Source organism: Pseudomonas sp. B21-059, from assembly GCF_026016285.1.
In the GTDB taxonomy this organism is placed as follows: domain Bacteria; phylum Pseudomonadota; class Gammaproteobacteria; order Pseudomonadales; family Pseudomonadaceae; genus Aquipseudomonas; species Aquipseudomonas danubii.
Genome location: NZ_CP087201.1, coordinates 1,309,752 through 1,324,393, shown reverse-complemented (window position 1 = coordinate 1,324,393; position 14,642 = coordinate 1,309,752). Strand labels below are relative to the sequence as shown.

The 14,642-nt window shown below is 60.4% G+C and carries 12 protein-coding genes; all 12 read right to left on the bottom strand.

Features of this window, described 5'->3' with window-relative positions; translation table 11 throughout:
• Positions 1–84: 84 nt before the first annotated feature.
• The 12 genes from ispD to fabZ all read right to left on the bottom strand — a co-directional run bounded on the left by ispD (position 85) and on the right by fabZ (position 14,545).
• Positions 85–792, bottom strand: coding sequence for a 2-C-methyl-D-erythritol 4-phosphate cytidylyltransferase (ispD, locus tag LOY69_RS05885; protein WP_253083805.1), 708 nt, complete (start codon positions 790–792; stop codon positions 85–87).
• Positions 789–1,067 carry a cell division protein FtsB gene (ftsB, locus tag LOY69_RS05880; RefSeq protein WP_102861382.1) on the bottom strand — a complete coding sequence of 93 codons (279 nt, stop codon included), beginning with the start codon at positions 1,065–1,067 and terminating at the stop codon, positions 789–791. The genes ispD and ftsB overlap by 4 nt, the downstream gene beginning before the upstream one ends.
• Positions 1,068–1,240: 173 nt before the next feature.
• A complete protein-coding gene (eno, locus tag LOY69_RS05875) occupies positions 1,241–2,530 on the bottom strand; it encodes a phosphopyruvate hydratase (RefSeq protein WP_102878558.1) in 1,290 nt (429 codons plus the stop codon).
• 157 nt (positions 2,531–2,687) lie between these two features.
• Complete coding sequence (kdsA, locus tag LOY69_RS05870) at positions 2,688–3,533, bottom strand: 3-deoxy-8-phosphooctulonate synthase (RefSeq protein ID WP_011059542.1); 846 nt, start codon at positions 3,531–3,533, stop codon at positions 2,688–2,690.
• Between the two features lie 5 nt (positions 3,534–3,538).
• Positions 3,539–5,170, bottom strand: a complete 1,632-nt coding sequence (locus LOY69_RS05865) for a CTP synthase (RefSeq protein ID WP_102878557.1) — start codon at positions 5,168–5,170, stop codon at positions 3,539–3,541.
• Between the two features lie 274 nt (positions 5,171–5,444).
• Positions 5,445–6,761, bottom strand: a complete 1,317-nt coding sequence (tilS, locus tag LOY69_RS05860) for a tRNA lysidine(34) synthetase TilS (RefSeq protein WP_265074243.1) — start codon at positions 6,759–6,761, stop codon at positions 5,445–5,447.
• 115 nt (positions 6,762–6,876) lie between these two features.
• Complete coding sequence (locus LOY69_RS05855) at positions 6,877–7,824, bottom strand: acetyl-CoA carboxylase carboxyltransferase subunit alpha (protein WP_016964689.1); 948 nt, start codon at positions 7,822–7,824, stop codon at positions 6,877–6,879.
• A 139-nt stretch (positions 7,825–7,963) separates the two neighbouring features.
• Positions 7,964–11,485 (bottom strand): DNA polymerase III subunit alpha, encoded by a 3,522-nt coding sequence (gene dnaE, locus LOY69_RS05850; RefSeq protein ID WP_265074242.1) that lies wholly within the window; start codon positions 11,483–11,485, stop codon positions 7,964–7,966.
• A 69-nt stretch (positions 11,486–11,554) separates the two neighbouring features.
• Positions 11,555–12,187, bottom strand: coding sequence for a ribonuclease HII (rnhB, locus tag LOY69_RS05845; RefSeq protein ID WP_110596483.1), 633 nt, complete (start codon positions 12,185–12,187; stop codon positions 11,555–11,557).
• Between the two features lie 11 nt (positions 12,188–12,198).
• Positions 12,199–13,329 (bottom strand): lipid-A-disaccharide synthase, encoded by a 1,131-nt coding sequence (gene lpxB, locus LOY69_RS05840; protein WP_102878553.1) that lies wholly within the window; start codon positions 13,327–13,329, stop codon positions 12,199–12,201.
• A gap of 2 nt (positions 13,330–13,331) precedes the next feature.
• Positions 13,332–14,108 (bottom strand): acyl-ACP--UDP-N-acetylglucosamine O-acyltransferase, encoded by a 777-nt coding sequence (lpxA, locus tag LOY69_RS05835; protein ID WP_102861375.1) that lies wholly within the window; start codon positions 14,106–14,108, stop codon positions 13,332–13,334.
• Positions 14,105–14,545 carry a 3-hydroxyacyl-ACP dehydratase FabZ gene (gene fabZ / locus LOY69_RS05830; RefSeq protein WP_007924058.1) on the bottom strand — a complete coding sequence of 147 codons (441 nt, stop codon included), beginning with the start codon at positions 14,543–14,545 and terminating at the stop codon, positions 14,105–14,107. Before fabZ ends, lpxA begins: the two co-directional genes overlap by 4 nt.
• Positions 14,546–14,642 lie beyond the last annotated feature (97 nt).

The window sequence follows — 14,642 nt, the reverse complement described above, 5'->3', positions numbered from 1 at the left end:
CCCTCGGGGTTTCAGGAGCGGCGCCTCCTTCGGAGTCGTTCGCAGCCTGCGGCAGCGGCTACAAGGTTCAGCGCCCGCCCGCGATCAGCGCCGATTGGACCAACGCTGGCGCAGCCACTCAAGATCCTCGGGGCGAGTGACCTTGAGGTTGTCGGAACGGCCTTCGATCAGGCGTGGCGCCTGCCCGGCCCATTCCATTGCCGAAGCCTCATCGGTGATCGCCACATCGGCCACCAGGCTGTCGGCCAAGGCGCGGTGCAGCGCGCCAAGACGGAACATCTGCGGTGTGTAGGCTTGCCAGATCAGGCTGCGATCCACGGTTTCCAAAACCCTTCCGTGCTTGTCGATCCGCTTCAGGGTGTCCCGAGCCGGCACCGCCAGCAGCCCGCCCACCGGGTCATGCGCCAATTCACTCAGCAGCTTGTCCAGGTCATCTCGGGAAAGATTGGGGCGTGCGGCATCGTGAACCAGAACCCAATCCTCATCGGCCGCGCCCTGAGCATGCAGATGAAGCAAGGCATTGAGTACCGACCCGGAACGCTCGGTGCCACCTTCGACCCGCTGAATCCGCGAGTCATGGGCACAGGCCAGGGTTGGCCAGTAAGGATCGTCCAGCGCCAGGCTGACCACCAGCCCCTTGAGGCCAGGATGGTCGAGGAAACAGCCGAGGCTGTGTTCGAGAATTGTGCGTCCGCCCAGTTGCAGGTACTGCTTGGGACGATCCGCGGCCATGCGGGCACCGACGCCCGCGGCAGGAATCACGGCCCAGAAGGCCGGCAATCTATCGCTCATTGGGCCAACTGGTAGAGGGTTTCACCCTCCTTGACCATGCCCAACTCGTGGCGAGCCCGTTCTTCAACGGTCTCCATGCCCTTCTTCAGTTCCATGACTTCCGCATCGAGTACGCGATTTCGCTCCAGCAAACGCTCGTTTTCAGCGTGCTGGTCGGCAATCTGCTGAGTCAGGTCAGCTACCTGGGCCAAGCTGCCGCTCCCCACCCACAGGCGGTACTGCAAGCCAGCCAGCAGCAAGAGCAAGACCAGGAACAACCAATTGGGACTGCGCATCGAATATCGGGTATCCAGTGAAAAAAGACAGCCATGCCAACAACTTCGGACCTACTGATAGCACGAAGCCTGGAAGAACCAGGCTTCGTGCTCTTAAGGCATCAGATTAGTGGCAAAAAACTCGCTGTAGCGATTTTCCCGACACAATCCGGTGTCTTTTTACCATCTACGGCTTAGCCGCGAAACTCGCTGCGACCGTTGTACTTGGCCTTGCCGTTCAATTGCTCTTCGATACGCAGCAATTGGTTGTACTTGGATACGCGGTCGGAACGGCACAGGGAGCCGGTCTTGATCTGGCCAGCCGAGGTGCCCACAGCCAGGTCGGCGATGGTCGAGTCTTCGGTTTCGCCGGAACGGTGCGAAATCACGGCGGTGTAACCGGCAGCCTTGGCCATCTGGATGGCTTCCAGGGTTTCGGTCAGGGTGCCGATCTGGTTGAACTTGATCAGGATCGAGTTGGCGATCTTCTTGTCGATGCCTTCTTTCAGGATCTTGGTGTTGGTCACGAACAGGTCGTCACCGACCAGTTGCACCTTGTCGCCGATCTTGTCGGTGAGGATCTTCCAGCCCGCCCAGTCGGACTCGTCCAGGCCGTCTTCGATGGAGATGATCGGGTAGCGCTGAGTCAGGCCTTTGAGGTACTCGGCAAAACCTTCGGCGGTGAACACCTGGCCTTCGCCGGACAGGTTGTACTTACCGTCTTCGTAGAACTCGCTGGCGGCGCAGTCCAGAGCCAGGGTCACGTCGGTGCCCAGGGTGTAACCGGCATTGGCCACGGCCTCGGAGATGACTTTCAGTGCATCTTCGTTGGAAGCCAGGTTTGGCGCGAAACCACCTTCATCACCCACAGCGGTGTTCAGGCCACGGGCCTTCAGCACGGCTTTGAGGTGATGGAAAATCTCTGTGCCCATGCGCAGACCTTCCGAGAAGGACTTGGCGCCAACCGGCTGCACCATGAACTCCTGAATGTCGACGTTGTTATCGGCGTGCTCGCCACCGTTGATGATGTTCATCATCGGTACCGGCATCGAGTAGACGCCTGGGGTGCCGTTGAGGTTGGCGATGTGAGCGTACAGCGGCAGGTCCTGGTCCTGGGCGGCAGCCTTGGCCGCGGCCAGGGACACGGCGAGGATAGCGTTGGCGCCCAGGGTGGCCTTGTTCTCGGTACCGTCGAGCTTGATCATCGCCTGATCCAGCGCTTTCTGGTCGATCGGGTCTTTACCCAGCAACAGGTCGCGGATCGGACCGTTGATGTTGGCTACCGCCTTGAGCACGCCCTTGCCCAGATAACGGCTCTTGTCGCCATCACGCAGCTCCAGCGCTTCGCGCGAGCCGGTGGAGGCACCGGACGGCGCGCAAGCACTGCCGATGATGCCGTTGTCGAGAAGCACGTCCGCTTCGACAGTGGGGTTGCCACGGGAGTCGAGAACTTCACGACCTTTGATGTCGACGATTTTTGCCATTGTTGTAAACACTCCAAAGTTGACGAAAACGCTGAGTACCGCTCGATTTATAACTTGTGGGTCAAATTGCATTCTTGTAGGAGCCGGCTGGCTGGCGAACGGGCCCGCGAGGACACCTTCGCCGGCCAGCCGGCTCCTACAGAGGAAGTCGCCGGTTTTACGCGGTTTCTACCGTGGGGAAACTCTTGACCAGCTCGTCCAGAGCCTTGAGCTGAGCCAGGAACGGCTCAAGCTTGTCCAGGCGCAGGGCGCAAGGGCCGTCGCACTTGGCGTTATCCGGATCCGGGTGGGCTTCCAGGAACAGGCCGGCCAGGGACTGGCTCATGCCGGCCTTGGCCAAGTCGGTGACCTGAGCCCGACGACCACCCGCGGAGTCGGCGCGACCGCCCGGCATCTGCAGGGCATGGGTCACGTCAAAGAACACCGGGTACTCGAACTGCTTCATGATGCCGAAGCCGAGCATGTCCACCACCAGGTTGTTGTAACCGAAGCTGGAGCCGCGCTCGCAGAGGATCAACTGATCATTACCCGCCTCTTCGCACTTGCTCAGGATGTGTTTCATTTCCTGAGGCGCGAGAAACTGGGCCTTCTTGATGTTGATCACCGCGCCGGTCTTGGCCATGGCCACCACCAGGTCGGTCTGCCGCGAGAGAAACGCCGGCAACTGGATGATGTCGCAGACTTCGGCGACCACGGCGGCCTGGGCCGGCTCATGGACATCGGTGATGATCGGCACGCCGAAGGCCTGCTTCACGTCTTCGAAAATCCGCATGCCCTCTTCCAGGCCAGGACCACGATAAGAAGTCACCGACGAACGGTTGGCCTTGTCGAAGCTGGCCTTGAACACGTAGGGAATACCGAGCTTCTCGGTAACCCGTACGTACTCTTCACAGACCTGCATCGCCATGTCGCGGCTTTCCAGCACGTTCATGCCGCCGAACAGCACCATCGGCTTGTCGTTGGCGATCTCGATGTTGCCTACGCGGATGATCTTCTGCGCCATCAGGTTCAAGCCTTCTTCTGGTGTTGAGCCAATGCTGCTTTGACGAAACCGCTGAACAGTGGGTGACCGTCACGTGGCGTCGAGGTGAACTCAGGGTGGAACTGGCAAGCGACGAACCATGGATGATCCGCAGCTTCGACCACTTCAACCAGCGCGCCGTCGCCCGAGCGACCGGAGATCTTCAGGCCAGCCTCGATCAGCTGTGGCAGCAGCTTGTTGTTCACTTCGTAACGGTGACGGTGACGCTCGATGATCACGTCCTTGGCGTAGCAGTCGTGGACCTTGGAGCCCGCTTCCAGCAAGCATTCCTGGGCGCCCAGACGCATGGTGCCGCCCAGATCGGACGCTTCGTTACGCACTTCGACAGCGCCGGTGGCGTCTTCCCACTCGGTGATCAGACCGACGACCGGGTGACCACTGGTGCGATCGAATTCGGTGGAGTTGGCATCTTTCCAGCCCATGACGTTACGGGCGAACTCGATGACCGCCACTTGCATGCCCAGGCAGATACCCAGGTACGGCACCTTGTTCTCGCGAGCGTATTGCACTGCAGTGATCTTACCTTCCACGCCACGCAGGCCGAAACCGCCCGGGACCAGGATCGCATCAACGCCTTCCAGCAGCGCGGTGCCTTGGTTCTCGATGTCTTCGGAATCGATATAGCGCAGATTGACCTTGGTGCGGTTGGTGATGCCGGCGTGACTCATCGCTTCGATCAGCGACTTGTAGGCATCCAGCAGTTCCATGTACTTGCCGACCATGGCGATGGTGACTTCATGCTCAGGGTTGAGCTTGGCGTCTACCACCTTTTCCCACTCGGACAGATCGGCGCCGTTGCATTGCAGGCCGAAACGCTCGACGACGAAATCGTCCAGACCCTGGGCGTGCAGTACGGCCGGGATCTTGTAGATGGTGTCGACGTCTTCCAGGGAGATCACCGCACGCTCTTCAACGTTGGTGAACAGCGCGATCTTGCGACGCGAGGACACATCCACCGGATGGTCGGAGCGGCAGATCAGCACGTCAGGCTGCAGACCGATGGAGCGCAGTTCCTTCACCGAGTGTTGGGTCGGCTTGGTCTTGGTCTCGCCAGCGGTGGCGATGTACGGAACCAGGGTCAGGTGCATCAGCATCGCGCGCTTGGAGCCGACTTCGACCCGCAGTTGGCGGATGGCTTCGAGGAACGGTTGCGACTCGATGTCGCCCACAGTACCGCCGATTTCCACCAGGGCCACGTCGGCATCGCCGGCGCCCTTGATGATGCGACGCTTGATCTCGTCGGTGATATGCGGAATCACCTGGATGGTGGCGCCCAGGTAATCACCACGGCGCTCCTTGCGCAGTACGTGCTCGTAGACACGGCCAGTGGTGAAGTTGTTGTTCTGGGTCATGGTCGTGCGGATGAACCGCTCGTAGTGGCCCAGGTCCAGGTCGGTCTCGGCGCCGTCGTGGGTGACGAACACTTCACCGTGCTGGAACGGGCTCATGGTGCCCGGGTCGACGTTGATGTACGGGTCCAGCTTGAGCATGGTGACCTTAAGCCCCCGCGCCTCCAGGATGGCCGCCAATGAAGCCGAGGCAATGCCTTTCCCCAATGAAGAAACAACACCGCCCGTGACGAATATGTAGCGCGTCATGAAAAACCCTAGAAGTCTGCGTTAAAGCGGTCAGTGCCGCCGGGGAAAGCGAAGGAAGGCCGAAGCCCCCGATCACCTGCATTAATCACAGTGCACCTTTCAAAAAAACCGCCGCGTGGTGACAGACCGGATGCAAAAACACCGGTAGGTTGCTCGCTACACATTTTTTGGAATCGCCCAGCAAAGACTGCTTGGTAATCGGCAACTCCTGCAATTCAGGCGAATCCACAGAAGTTGTATCAAGAAGGGAGCGTAGTCTACCGGAAAGCCCCTTTCAGCTCAAACCTTGATCGCTGGTCAGTGGTCGCCAATTCAATTGCCAGCCTGCCTGGGGATTTGCCGCAAGCGCCGGCAGGTTTGCCACTGCCAGCAACCGCTCATCCTGGTACAGCAGCGGCAATCTGCCACGGACGAAGCTCGGTAGTCCGGCCTCGTTGAGCAGACGCTTCAGGTCACGATGACCACGTCCGGCCACTTGCATGACTTCCCCACCCTGCCGATAACGGATGTGCAACGGGCCCTGGGGCGCCGAGCCGACGAAAAACACCTGGCCATTGTTCGGCAACTGCAACGGACTGCCCGGATCCTGCCATTCGATCCCGCTTTTCACCTGCTGCAACCAGGCACCAGACAGCCACCAGATTCGCCCTCCCGCGCGATGCACTTCGCCGTCGGCCAGACGCCATCGAGGATGCCCCTGCGCGCTGGCATCCCGCAGACTCTCCCAGCCGGCCCAATGATCGGTGTCCGGTAAACGGCCACGCTTGCTCAGCCAGTGACTCAAGACGTTGCGCTGCCGGGCCGGGGATAACGACTGCAAAGGGGCAAGGGCCAGTGACGGCAAGTCCAGCCAGGGAAAGTCGCTCTCCCCCTCGGCGGTCGCCAGATCCATCATCGCCAGTTCATCGAGCAGGCCCTGTGCTTCTCTCAGGTGGGCGGCGCTGCGACTTATGCTGGTCGCGGCCTGAGGCCAGCGAGCAATCAACGACGGCATCACCTGATGCCGCAGATAATTGCGCGAATATTGATGATCGGCATTTGAAGGGTCCTGAACCCAGCTCAGGCAATGCTCGGCGGCGTAACGTTCAAGTTCGGCACGGGACACGCCAAGCAAGGGCCGCAACAGGTGCCCTGCGCCCAAAGGTCGGCTTTCCGGCATTGCCGATAGCCCCCTGACGCCAGCACCGCGCAACAGTCGAAACAACAGGGTTTCGGCCTGATCATCACGATGCTGCGCTGTCAGCAGCAACTCATTGGCAGCGGTCAAGCGCTCGAATGCCCCATAACGCGCCTCCCGGGCAGCCCCTTCGAGACTGGAACCGGCGCGCACCTGAACATGAATCACCTGCAACGGCACACCCAGGGCAGCACAGATCGCCTGACAGTGGGCCGGCCAAGCATCCGCCGCCGCTTGCAGCCCATGATGAACATGCACAGCCGTGAGCCGTGGAAGGCCATGTTGATGCGCCAGATCGACAAGGAGATGCAGCAGGACAGTGGAATCAAGTCCACCGGAGAAAGCGATGCGCCAATGAGCGGCTTCACGCCAGGGCGCCAGGCTTTTTAGGAGTTTGGCGGAGAGAGAGTTCATGAAGCTTCAAGCCCCGCAGGAGCATATGCTCGACAAAGGACGACGCCGCAATCTGATCGATTGCGGCGCCTGGGTCGCGAGCAAGCGTACCCCTACAAGGGGGAACAGTGCTCGATCAGAGACCGTAGCTCATCAGGCGGTCATAACGACGGGCCAGCAGGGTGTCGTTATCCATTTCCTTGAGCATTGCCAGCTGCGAGCTGAGTTCGGCACGGATCGAGGCAGCCGCGGCGGCTGGATCACGATGGGCGCCACCCAGCGGCTCGCTGATGACCTTGTCGACAATGCCCAGGCCTTTCAGACGCTCGGCGGTGATGCCCATGGCCTCGGCTGCATCGGCGGCCTTTTCCGAGGTTTTCCACAGGATCGAGGCGCAGCCTTCCGGCGAGATCACCGCATAAGTGGAATATTGCAGCATGTTCAACTGGTCGCAGACACCGATGGCCAATGCGCCGCCGGAACCACCCTCACCGATCACGGTGGCGATGATCGGGGTCTTCAGGCGTGCCATGACCCGCAGGTTCCAGGCAATCGCCTCGCTCTGGTTGCGCTCTTCAGCGTCGATGCCCGGGTAGGCGCCCGGGGTGTCGATGAAGGTCAGGATCGGCATCTTGAAGCGTTCGGCCATTTCCATCAGGCGGCAGGCCTTGCGGTAGCCTTCCGGACGCGGCATGCCGAAGTTACGGCGTACCTTCTCGCGCACTTCACGGCCTTTCTGATGACCGATGATCATCACCGGCTGCTCATCCAGGCGAGCAACGCCGCCGACGATCGCGGCGTCGTCAGAGAAGTGGCGATCGCCATGCAGCTCGTCAAACTCGGTGAAGATGTGCTGGATGTAATCCAGGGTGTACGGACGACGCGGGTGCCGCGCCAGACGTGCGATCTGCCAGCTGGTGAGCTTGCCGAAGATGTCTTCGGTCAGGGTATTGCTCTTGTCCTGCAGGCGGGAAATCTCATCGCCGATATTCAGCGAATTGTCATTACCGACCAAGCGCAACTCTTCGATCTTGGCTTGCAGGTCGGCGATCGGCTGTTCGAAATCAAGAAAATTCGGGTTCATAGGCGTCCGTCTGGGCTCGACGTCCAAGGGGGCTTGGGCCGGCCGGTTGTCTATTCGCGCCCTACCTTAAGGGACGGACGCGTTGAGGTCGAGATTAAAAATTCATGTGGCGATGAGGCGCAATGATGGCACCTCACCGTCAACGGTATTGGAGGAAGACGTTGTCTCGCCCGAACTGGTCACGCAGGGCTTGAATCAAGCTGTCTGCCGGGTCGATCCGCCAGCTCTCGCCAAACTGCAGCAAGGCCTTGGCGTCGTTACGGGTGTACTCCATGGTGATCGGGCACGCACCGCGGTGACGCTTGAACAAGTCCCCCAGCCAGCGTAGCTGATCGCCCTTGAGGGCATCGGTATGGACTTTCAGGCGCAGGCTTTCCGCCAGGTTGGTCCGCGCGTCTTCCATGCTCATCACCCGCTTGACCCGCAAACGCAGGCCGCCGGAGAAGTCGTCGTTGCTCACCTCGCCTTCCACCACCACCATGGCGTCGGTCTGCAACAGCGACTGGGCCGAATGGAAAGCATCGGCAAACAAGGAGGCCTCGATCCGCCCCGAACGGTCGTCGAGGGTGATGAAACCCATCTTGTCGCCCTTTTTGTTCTTCATCACCCGCAGGGCAATGATCATGCCCGCTACCGTCTGGGTATCCCGGGCCGGTTTCAGGTCAATGATGCGCTGACGAGCGAAGCGGCGGATCTCGCCTTCATACTCATCAATCGGGTGCCCGGTCAGGTACAGGCCGAGGGTATCTTTCTCGCCTTTAAGGCGCTCCTTGAGGGTCAGCTCCTTGGCCTTGCGATGGTTGGCGTAGACATCCGCGTCCTCATCGACGAACACCCCGCCAAACAGGTCGGCGTGGCCGCTGTCGTGGGTACGAGCAGTTTGCTCCGCCGCCTTGATCGCCTCTTCCATGGCTGCCAGCAGTACCGCGCGGTTCTGGTCGATGTTGGCCTGGTAGGCCTTGGGCTCGTCGAAGAAGTGCGGGCCGAGACGGTCCAGGGCACCACTGCGAATCAGACCATCCAGGGTCCGCTTGTTAATGCGCTTGAGGTCGACCCGGGCACAGAAATCGAACAGGTCCTTGAACGGCCCCTCAGCACGGGCTTCGGTGATGGCTTCCACCGGTCCCTCGCCCACCCCTTTGATCGCGCCAAGGCCATAAACGATGCGACCTTCATCGTTCACCGTGAACTTGAATTCGGAAGTGTTCACGTCTGGCGCATCGAGGCGCAGTTTCATGGTCCGCACTTCCTCGATCAAGGTCACGACCTTGTCGGTGTTGTGCATATCCGCGGACAGTACCGCCGCCATGAAGGGCGCCGGGTAGTGAGCCTTGAGCCAGGCAGTCTGGTACGACACCAGGCCGTAGGCGGCGGAGTGGGATTTGTTGAAACCGTAACCGGCGAATTTTTCCACCAGGTCGAAGATGTTGCCCGCCAGGTCCGCATCGATGTTGTTGCTGGCGCAACCCTCAATGAAACCGCCACGCTGCTTGGCCATTTCCTCGGGCTTTTTCTTACCCATGGCCCGACGCAGCATGTCTGCACCACCGAGGGTGTAACCGGCCATGACCTGGGCAATCTGCATCACCTGTTCCTGATACAGGATGATGCCGTAGGTCGGCGCCAGAACCGGGCGCAGGCCATCGTACTGATAGTCGGGGTGCGGATAGGCCAGTTCGGCGCGACCGTGCTTACGGTTGATGAAGTCATCCACCATGCCCGATTGCAGCGGCCCCGGACGGAACAGGGCCACCAGTGCAATCAAGTCTTCCAGGCAGTCGGGCTTGAGCTTCTTGATCAGCTCCTTCATGCCCCGGGATTCAAGCTGGAATACCGCGGTGGTTTCAGCTTTCTGCAACAGGCTATAGGTCGGCTTGTCGTCCAGCGGGATAAAGGCGATATCCAGCGGTTCCTCGCCGACCTTGGCGCGGTCGCGGTTAATGGTTTTCAGCGCCCAATCGATAATGGTCAGGGTCCGCAGACCGAGGAAGTCGAACTTCACCAGACCGGCCGCCTCGACGTCATCCTTGTCGAACTGGGTCACCAGGCCGCCGCCTTCTTCGTCGCAGTAGATCGGCGAGAAGTCGGTGAGCTTGGTCGGCGCGATCACCACACCACCGGCGTGTTTACCGACGTTACGCACCACACCTTCAAGCTTGCGCGCCATCTCCCAGATTTCCGCCGCCTCTTCATCGACCTTGATGAAGTCCCGCAGGATCTCTTCCTGCTCGTAGGCTTTTTCCAGGGTCATGCCGACTTCGAAGGGGATCATCTTCGACAGACGGTCGGCCAGGCCATAGGACTTGCCTTGCACCCGCGCAACGTCGCGCACCACCGCCTTGGCCGCCATGGAACCAAAAGTGATGATCTGGCTTACCGCGTTGCGGCCGTACTTCTCGGCCACGTAATCGATCACCCGGTCGCGACCGTCCATGCAGAAGTCGACGTCGAAGTCGGGCATGGAAACCCGTTCCGGGTTAAGGAAACGTTCGAACAGCAGGTCGTATTCCAGCGGGTCGAGGTCGGTGATCTTCTGCACATAGGCCACCAGGGAACCGGCACCCGAGCCACGGCCCGGACCCACCGGCACGCCGTTGCTCTTGGCCCACTGGATAAAGTCCATAACGATCAGGAAGTAACCGGGGAATCCCATCTGGATGATGATATCCAGCTCGAAATTCAGCCGGTCGACGTAGACCTGGCGCTTGGCTTCATAGTCCTCGGTGGTGTCCTTGGGCAGCAGCACGCTGAGGCGCTCGTCCAGGCCGTCGAAGGAAACCTTGCGGAAGTATTCATCGATGGTCATGCCATCAGGAATGGGGTAGTCGGGCAGGAAGTGCTTGCCCAGCTTGACTTCGATATTGCAGCGCTTGGCGATCTCGACCGTGTTTTCCAGCGCCTCGGGCAGGTCGCTGAACAGCTCGGCCATTTCCTCGGCGCTTTTCAGGTACTGCTGATCGCTGTAGTTCTTCGAACGGCGCGGATCGTCCAGGGCCCGACCTTCACCGATGCAGACTCGGGTTTCGTGGGCTTCGAAGTCTTCCTGCTTGATAAAGCGCACATCGTTGGTGGCCACCAGCGGCGCACCGATCTTGTCGGCCAGGGCCACGGCGGCGTGCAGTTGCTCTTCATCATTGGGCCGATTGGTACGCTGCACTTCCAGGTAGAAACGGTCCGGGAACACCGCCATCCACTCCCGGGCCAGGGTTTCGGCGACCTCCAGGTCACCGGCGATCAGCGCCATGCCAATCTCGCCCTCCTTGGCCGCCGAAAGCATGATCAGGCCTTCCGCCGCCTCCGCCACCCACTCGCGCTCGATGATGATCTGGCCATTGCGCTGACCATCAATGAAGCCCCGGGAAATCAGCTCGGTCAGGTTGCGGTAACCCACGGCGTTCATCACCAGCAGGCTGATGCGGCTCAGGGGGTTATCCGGGTCCTTGTTCGACAGCCACAGGTCGGCACCGCAGATCGGCTTAATCCCGGCGCCCATGCTGTTTTTGTAGAACTTGACCAGGGAACACATGTTGTTCTGGTCGGTGACCGCCACCGCAGGCATGCCCATGCCGGTGAGAGCCTTGACCAGCGGCTTGATCCGCACCAGACCGTCGACCAGGGAGTATTCAGTGTGCAGGCGCAGGTGAACGAATGAAGCCGGCATAGTGATCCTGTAATAAGCGCGAAAACAACAAGGCCCGGATTGTACCGGGCCTCGACTAAAACATCAGCCTCAGGACTGAATCTCGCCCTGCGCCTCACGGGCTTCATAAGCTTGCCGTACCGGGGCGAAGGAACGCCGGTGAATCGGCGTCGGCCCCAGGCGGGCCAGGGCTTCCAGATGCTCCGGCGTCGGATAGCCCTTGTGGCCACCGATACCGTAACCCGGGTAGATCAGCTCGAAAGCGGCCATTTCCCGGTCGCGGCTGACCTTGGCCAGAATCGACGCTGCAGCGATTGCCGGAACCTTGCTATCGCCCTTGACCACAGCTTCCGCCGGCATCGCCAGCTTCGGGCAACGGTTGCCGTCGATCATCGCCAGCTTCGGCGTCACGCTCAGGCCTTCCACCGCTCGCTGCATCGCCAGCATGGTGGCGTGGAGGATGTTCAGCTCGTCGATCTCTTCGACTTCAGCCCGAGCAATGCACCAGCTCAGGGCCTTCTCACAGATTTCATCGAACAGTTTTTCGCGGCGGGCCTCAGTGAGCTTCTTCGAGTCGTTGAGGCCGAGAATCGGCCGTTGCGGATCAAGAATCACTGCAGCAGTGACAACCGCCCCGCACAACGGGCCACGGCCAACTTCGTCGACACCGGCCACCAGGTCCTCGGCATCGGCCACCAGGGTGAAATCCAGGCCCATCTGCATCTTTGAATTACTCACAGGGTTTTGCCGATCAGCCCCAGCACCGCTTGCGCGGCCTGGTTGGACGCATCACGGCGCAAGGTTCGGTGGATCTCGTCAAAGCCACGGGTCTGCTCTTCACCGCCATCGATCAGCGGCGACAGCGTCTGAGCCAGGGCCTCGGCAGTGGCGTCGTCCTGCAGCAACTCGGGTACCAGCAAACGCTGAGCCAGCAGGTTCGGCAAGGAAATATACGGACTCTTGACCATGCGCTTGAGAATCCAGAAGGTCAGCGGCGCCAGGCGATAGGCCACCACCATCGGCCGCTTGTAGAGCAAGGCTTCCAGAGTCGCGGTACCGGAGGCGATCAGCACCGCATCACAAGCGGCCAGGGCCTTGTGGGACTGACCATCGAGCAAGGTCAGCGGCAGGTCGCGACTGGCCAGCAGCTCTTCCAGCTGGACCCGACGCTCCGGGCTCGCGCACGGCATGATGAAGCGCACGCCGGGGCGCATGGCTCGCAAACGCTGTGCGGCATCGAGGAACAAGGCACCCAGGCGCCCTACTTCGCCACCACGACTGCCGGGCAGCAAGGCCACCAGCGGACCGTCGGGCAAGCCCAGCTCGGCACGCGCTGCGGCGCGATCGGCTTGCAGCGGAATGGCATCGGCCAAGGAGTGACCGACGAACTTCACCGGTACACCCTGCTCTTCATAGAAGCGAGCCTCGAAGGGAAACAGGGTCAGCATCAGATCGCAGCCTTCGCGGATCTTCAGTACCCGCTTCTGCCGCCATGCCCAGACCGACGGACTGACGTAGTGCACCGTCTTGATCCCGGCCTGACGCAACTTGAGTTCGATATTCAGGGTGAAATCCGGGGCATCGATCCCGATGAACACATCCGGCTTTTCAGCAATCAGGGTCTGGATCAGCTTCTTGCGTCGAGCCAGCAACTCACGCAGCCGCCCAAGCACCTCCACCAACCCCATGACCGCCAGGCGCTCCATGGGAAAGTAGGAAGTGAGGCCTTCGGCCTCCATCAGCGGACCGCCGACGCCAATGAATTCAACGGCCGGGTGCTGAGCCTTGAAGGCTCGCATCAAACCGGCGCCGAGAATGTCGCCGGAGGCTTCGCCAGCCACCAGCGCAATACGCAGAGTGTTCATGATTAACGGGTGATGCCGCGAGTCGAAGACTGGATCGAGTCACGAAACACCGCGACTTCGGGGAACTGTGCAGCCGGCTCGGCCAGCTCGGCCAAGGCCTGATCCACCGTCAGCCCTTGGCGATAGACCGTCTTGTAGGCGCGACGCAGTGCATGGATTGCATCTTCGCTGAAGCCACGACGGCGCATGCCTTCGAAGTTCATGCTGCGGGCTTCGGCAGGGTTGCCGAACACCGTGACGAATGCCGGCACATCCTTGCCGATGGCGGTGCCCATGCCGGAGAAGCTGTGAGCGCCGATATGGCAGTACTGATGCACAAGGGTGAAACCGGAGAGAATCGCCCAGTCATCCACGTGCACATGCCCGGCCAACGCAGTGTTGTTGACCAGGATGCAATGGTTGCCAATGACACTGTCATGGCCGATATGGGCATAGGCCATGATCAGGTTGTGATCGCCCAGAGTGGTTTCGGAACGGTCCTGGACGGTGCCACGGTGAATGGTCACGCCTTCGCGGATCACGTTGTGGTCGCCAATAACCAGGCGGGTTTCCTCGCCTTTGTACTTCAGATCAGGCGTGTCCTCACCTACCGAGGAAAACTGGTAGATGCGGTTGTGCTTACCGATCCGGGTAGGGCCCTTGAGAATCACATGGGGCCCGATCACTGTACCCTCGCCGATTTCCACACCAGCGCCGATGATCGACCACGGGCCAACCTCAACGTCGTCGGCCAGGATAGCCGTCGGATCGATGATTGCGCGAGGGTCAATCAAACTCATAGTTTGCGTTCCGCACAGATGATTTCAGCGGAGCAGACAGGCTTGCCGTCTACCGACGCCTGGCACTCGAACTTCCAGATCTGACGCTTGCAGCTGATGAACTTGGCTTCAAGAATCAGTTGGTCGCCCGGCAGTACTGGCTGACGGAAGCGCAGCTTGTCGGAACCGACGAAGTAATAAAGGGTGCCGTCGGCTGGCTTCACGTCGAGCATCTTGAAACCGAGAATGCCCGCAGCCTGAGCCATGGCCTCGATGATCAACACGCCCGGCATGATCGGATGCGCCGGGAAGTGACCATTGAAGAACGGCTCGTTGATGCTGACATTCTTGTAGGCACGAATGCACTTGCCCTCGACATCCAGGTCCACTACCCGATCCACCAACAGGAAAGGGTAACGGTGAGGCAAGTATTCGCGAATCTCGTTGATGTCCATCATTTCGGGGGGAAGCCTGTAGTAAAGAGTGGGAGCGCGCGACTAACGCACGCCCCTCTAGCAAATCAAGGAGGCAGTCTAGCGGCTGTGCACACTTGAT

Excerpts from the sequence above, each read along its gene's own strand:
- eno (WP_102878558.1), bottom strand. The coding sequence starts at position 2,530 with ATGGCAAAAATCGTCGACATCAAAGGTCGTGAAGTTCTCGACTCCCGT.
- tilS (WP_265074243.1), bottom strand. The coding sequence starts at position 6,761 with ATGAACTCTCTCTCCGCCAAACTCCTAAAAAGCCTGGCGCCCTGGCGT.
- ftsB (WP_102861382.1), bottom strand. The coding sequence starts at position 1,067 with ATGCGCAGTCCCAATTGGTTGTTCCTGGTCTTGCTCTTGCTGCTGGCT.
- fabZ (WP_007924058.1), bottom strand. The coding sequence starts at position 14,545 with ATGATGGACATCAACGAGATTCGCGAATACTTGCCTCACCGTTACCCT.
- lpxB (WP_102878553.1), bottom strand. The coding sequence starts at position 13,329 with ATGAACACTCTGCGTATTGCGCTGGTGGCTGGCGAAGCCTCCGGCGAC.
- LOY69_RS05855 (WP_016964689.1), bottom strand. The coding sequence starts at position 7,824 with ATGAACCCGAATTTTCTTGATTTCGAACAGCCGATCGCCGACCTGCAA.
- dnaE (WP_265074242.1), bottom strand. The coding sequence starts at position 11,485 with ATGCCGGCTTCATTCGTTCACCTGCGCCTGCACACTGAATACTCCCTG.
- lpxA (WP_102861375.1), bottom strand. The coding sequence starts at position 14,108 with ATGAGTTTGATTGACCCTCGCGCAATCATCGATCCGACGGCTATCCTG.
- rnhB (WP_110596483.1), bottom strand. The coding sequence starts at position 12,187 with ATGCAGATGGGCCTGGATTTCACCCTGGTGGCCGATGCCGAGGACCTG.
- LOY69_RS05865 (WP_102878557.1), bottom strand. The coding sequence starts at position 5,170 with ATGACGCGCTACATATTCGTCACGGGCGGTGTTGTTTCTTCATTGGGG.
- ispD (WP_253083805.1), bottom strand. The coding sequence starts at position 792 with ATGAGCGATAGATTGCCGGCCTTCTGGGCCGTGATTCCTGCCGCGGGC.
- kdsA (WP_011059542.1), bottom strand. The coding sequence starts at position 3,533 with ATGGCGCAGAAGATCATCCGCGTAGGCAACATCGAGATCGCCAACGAC.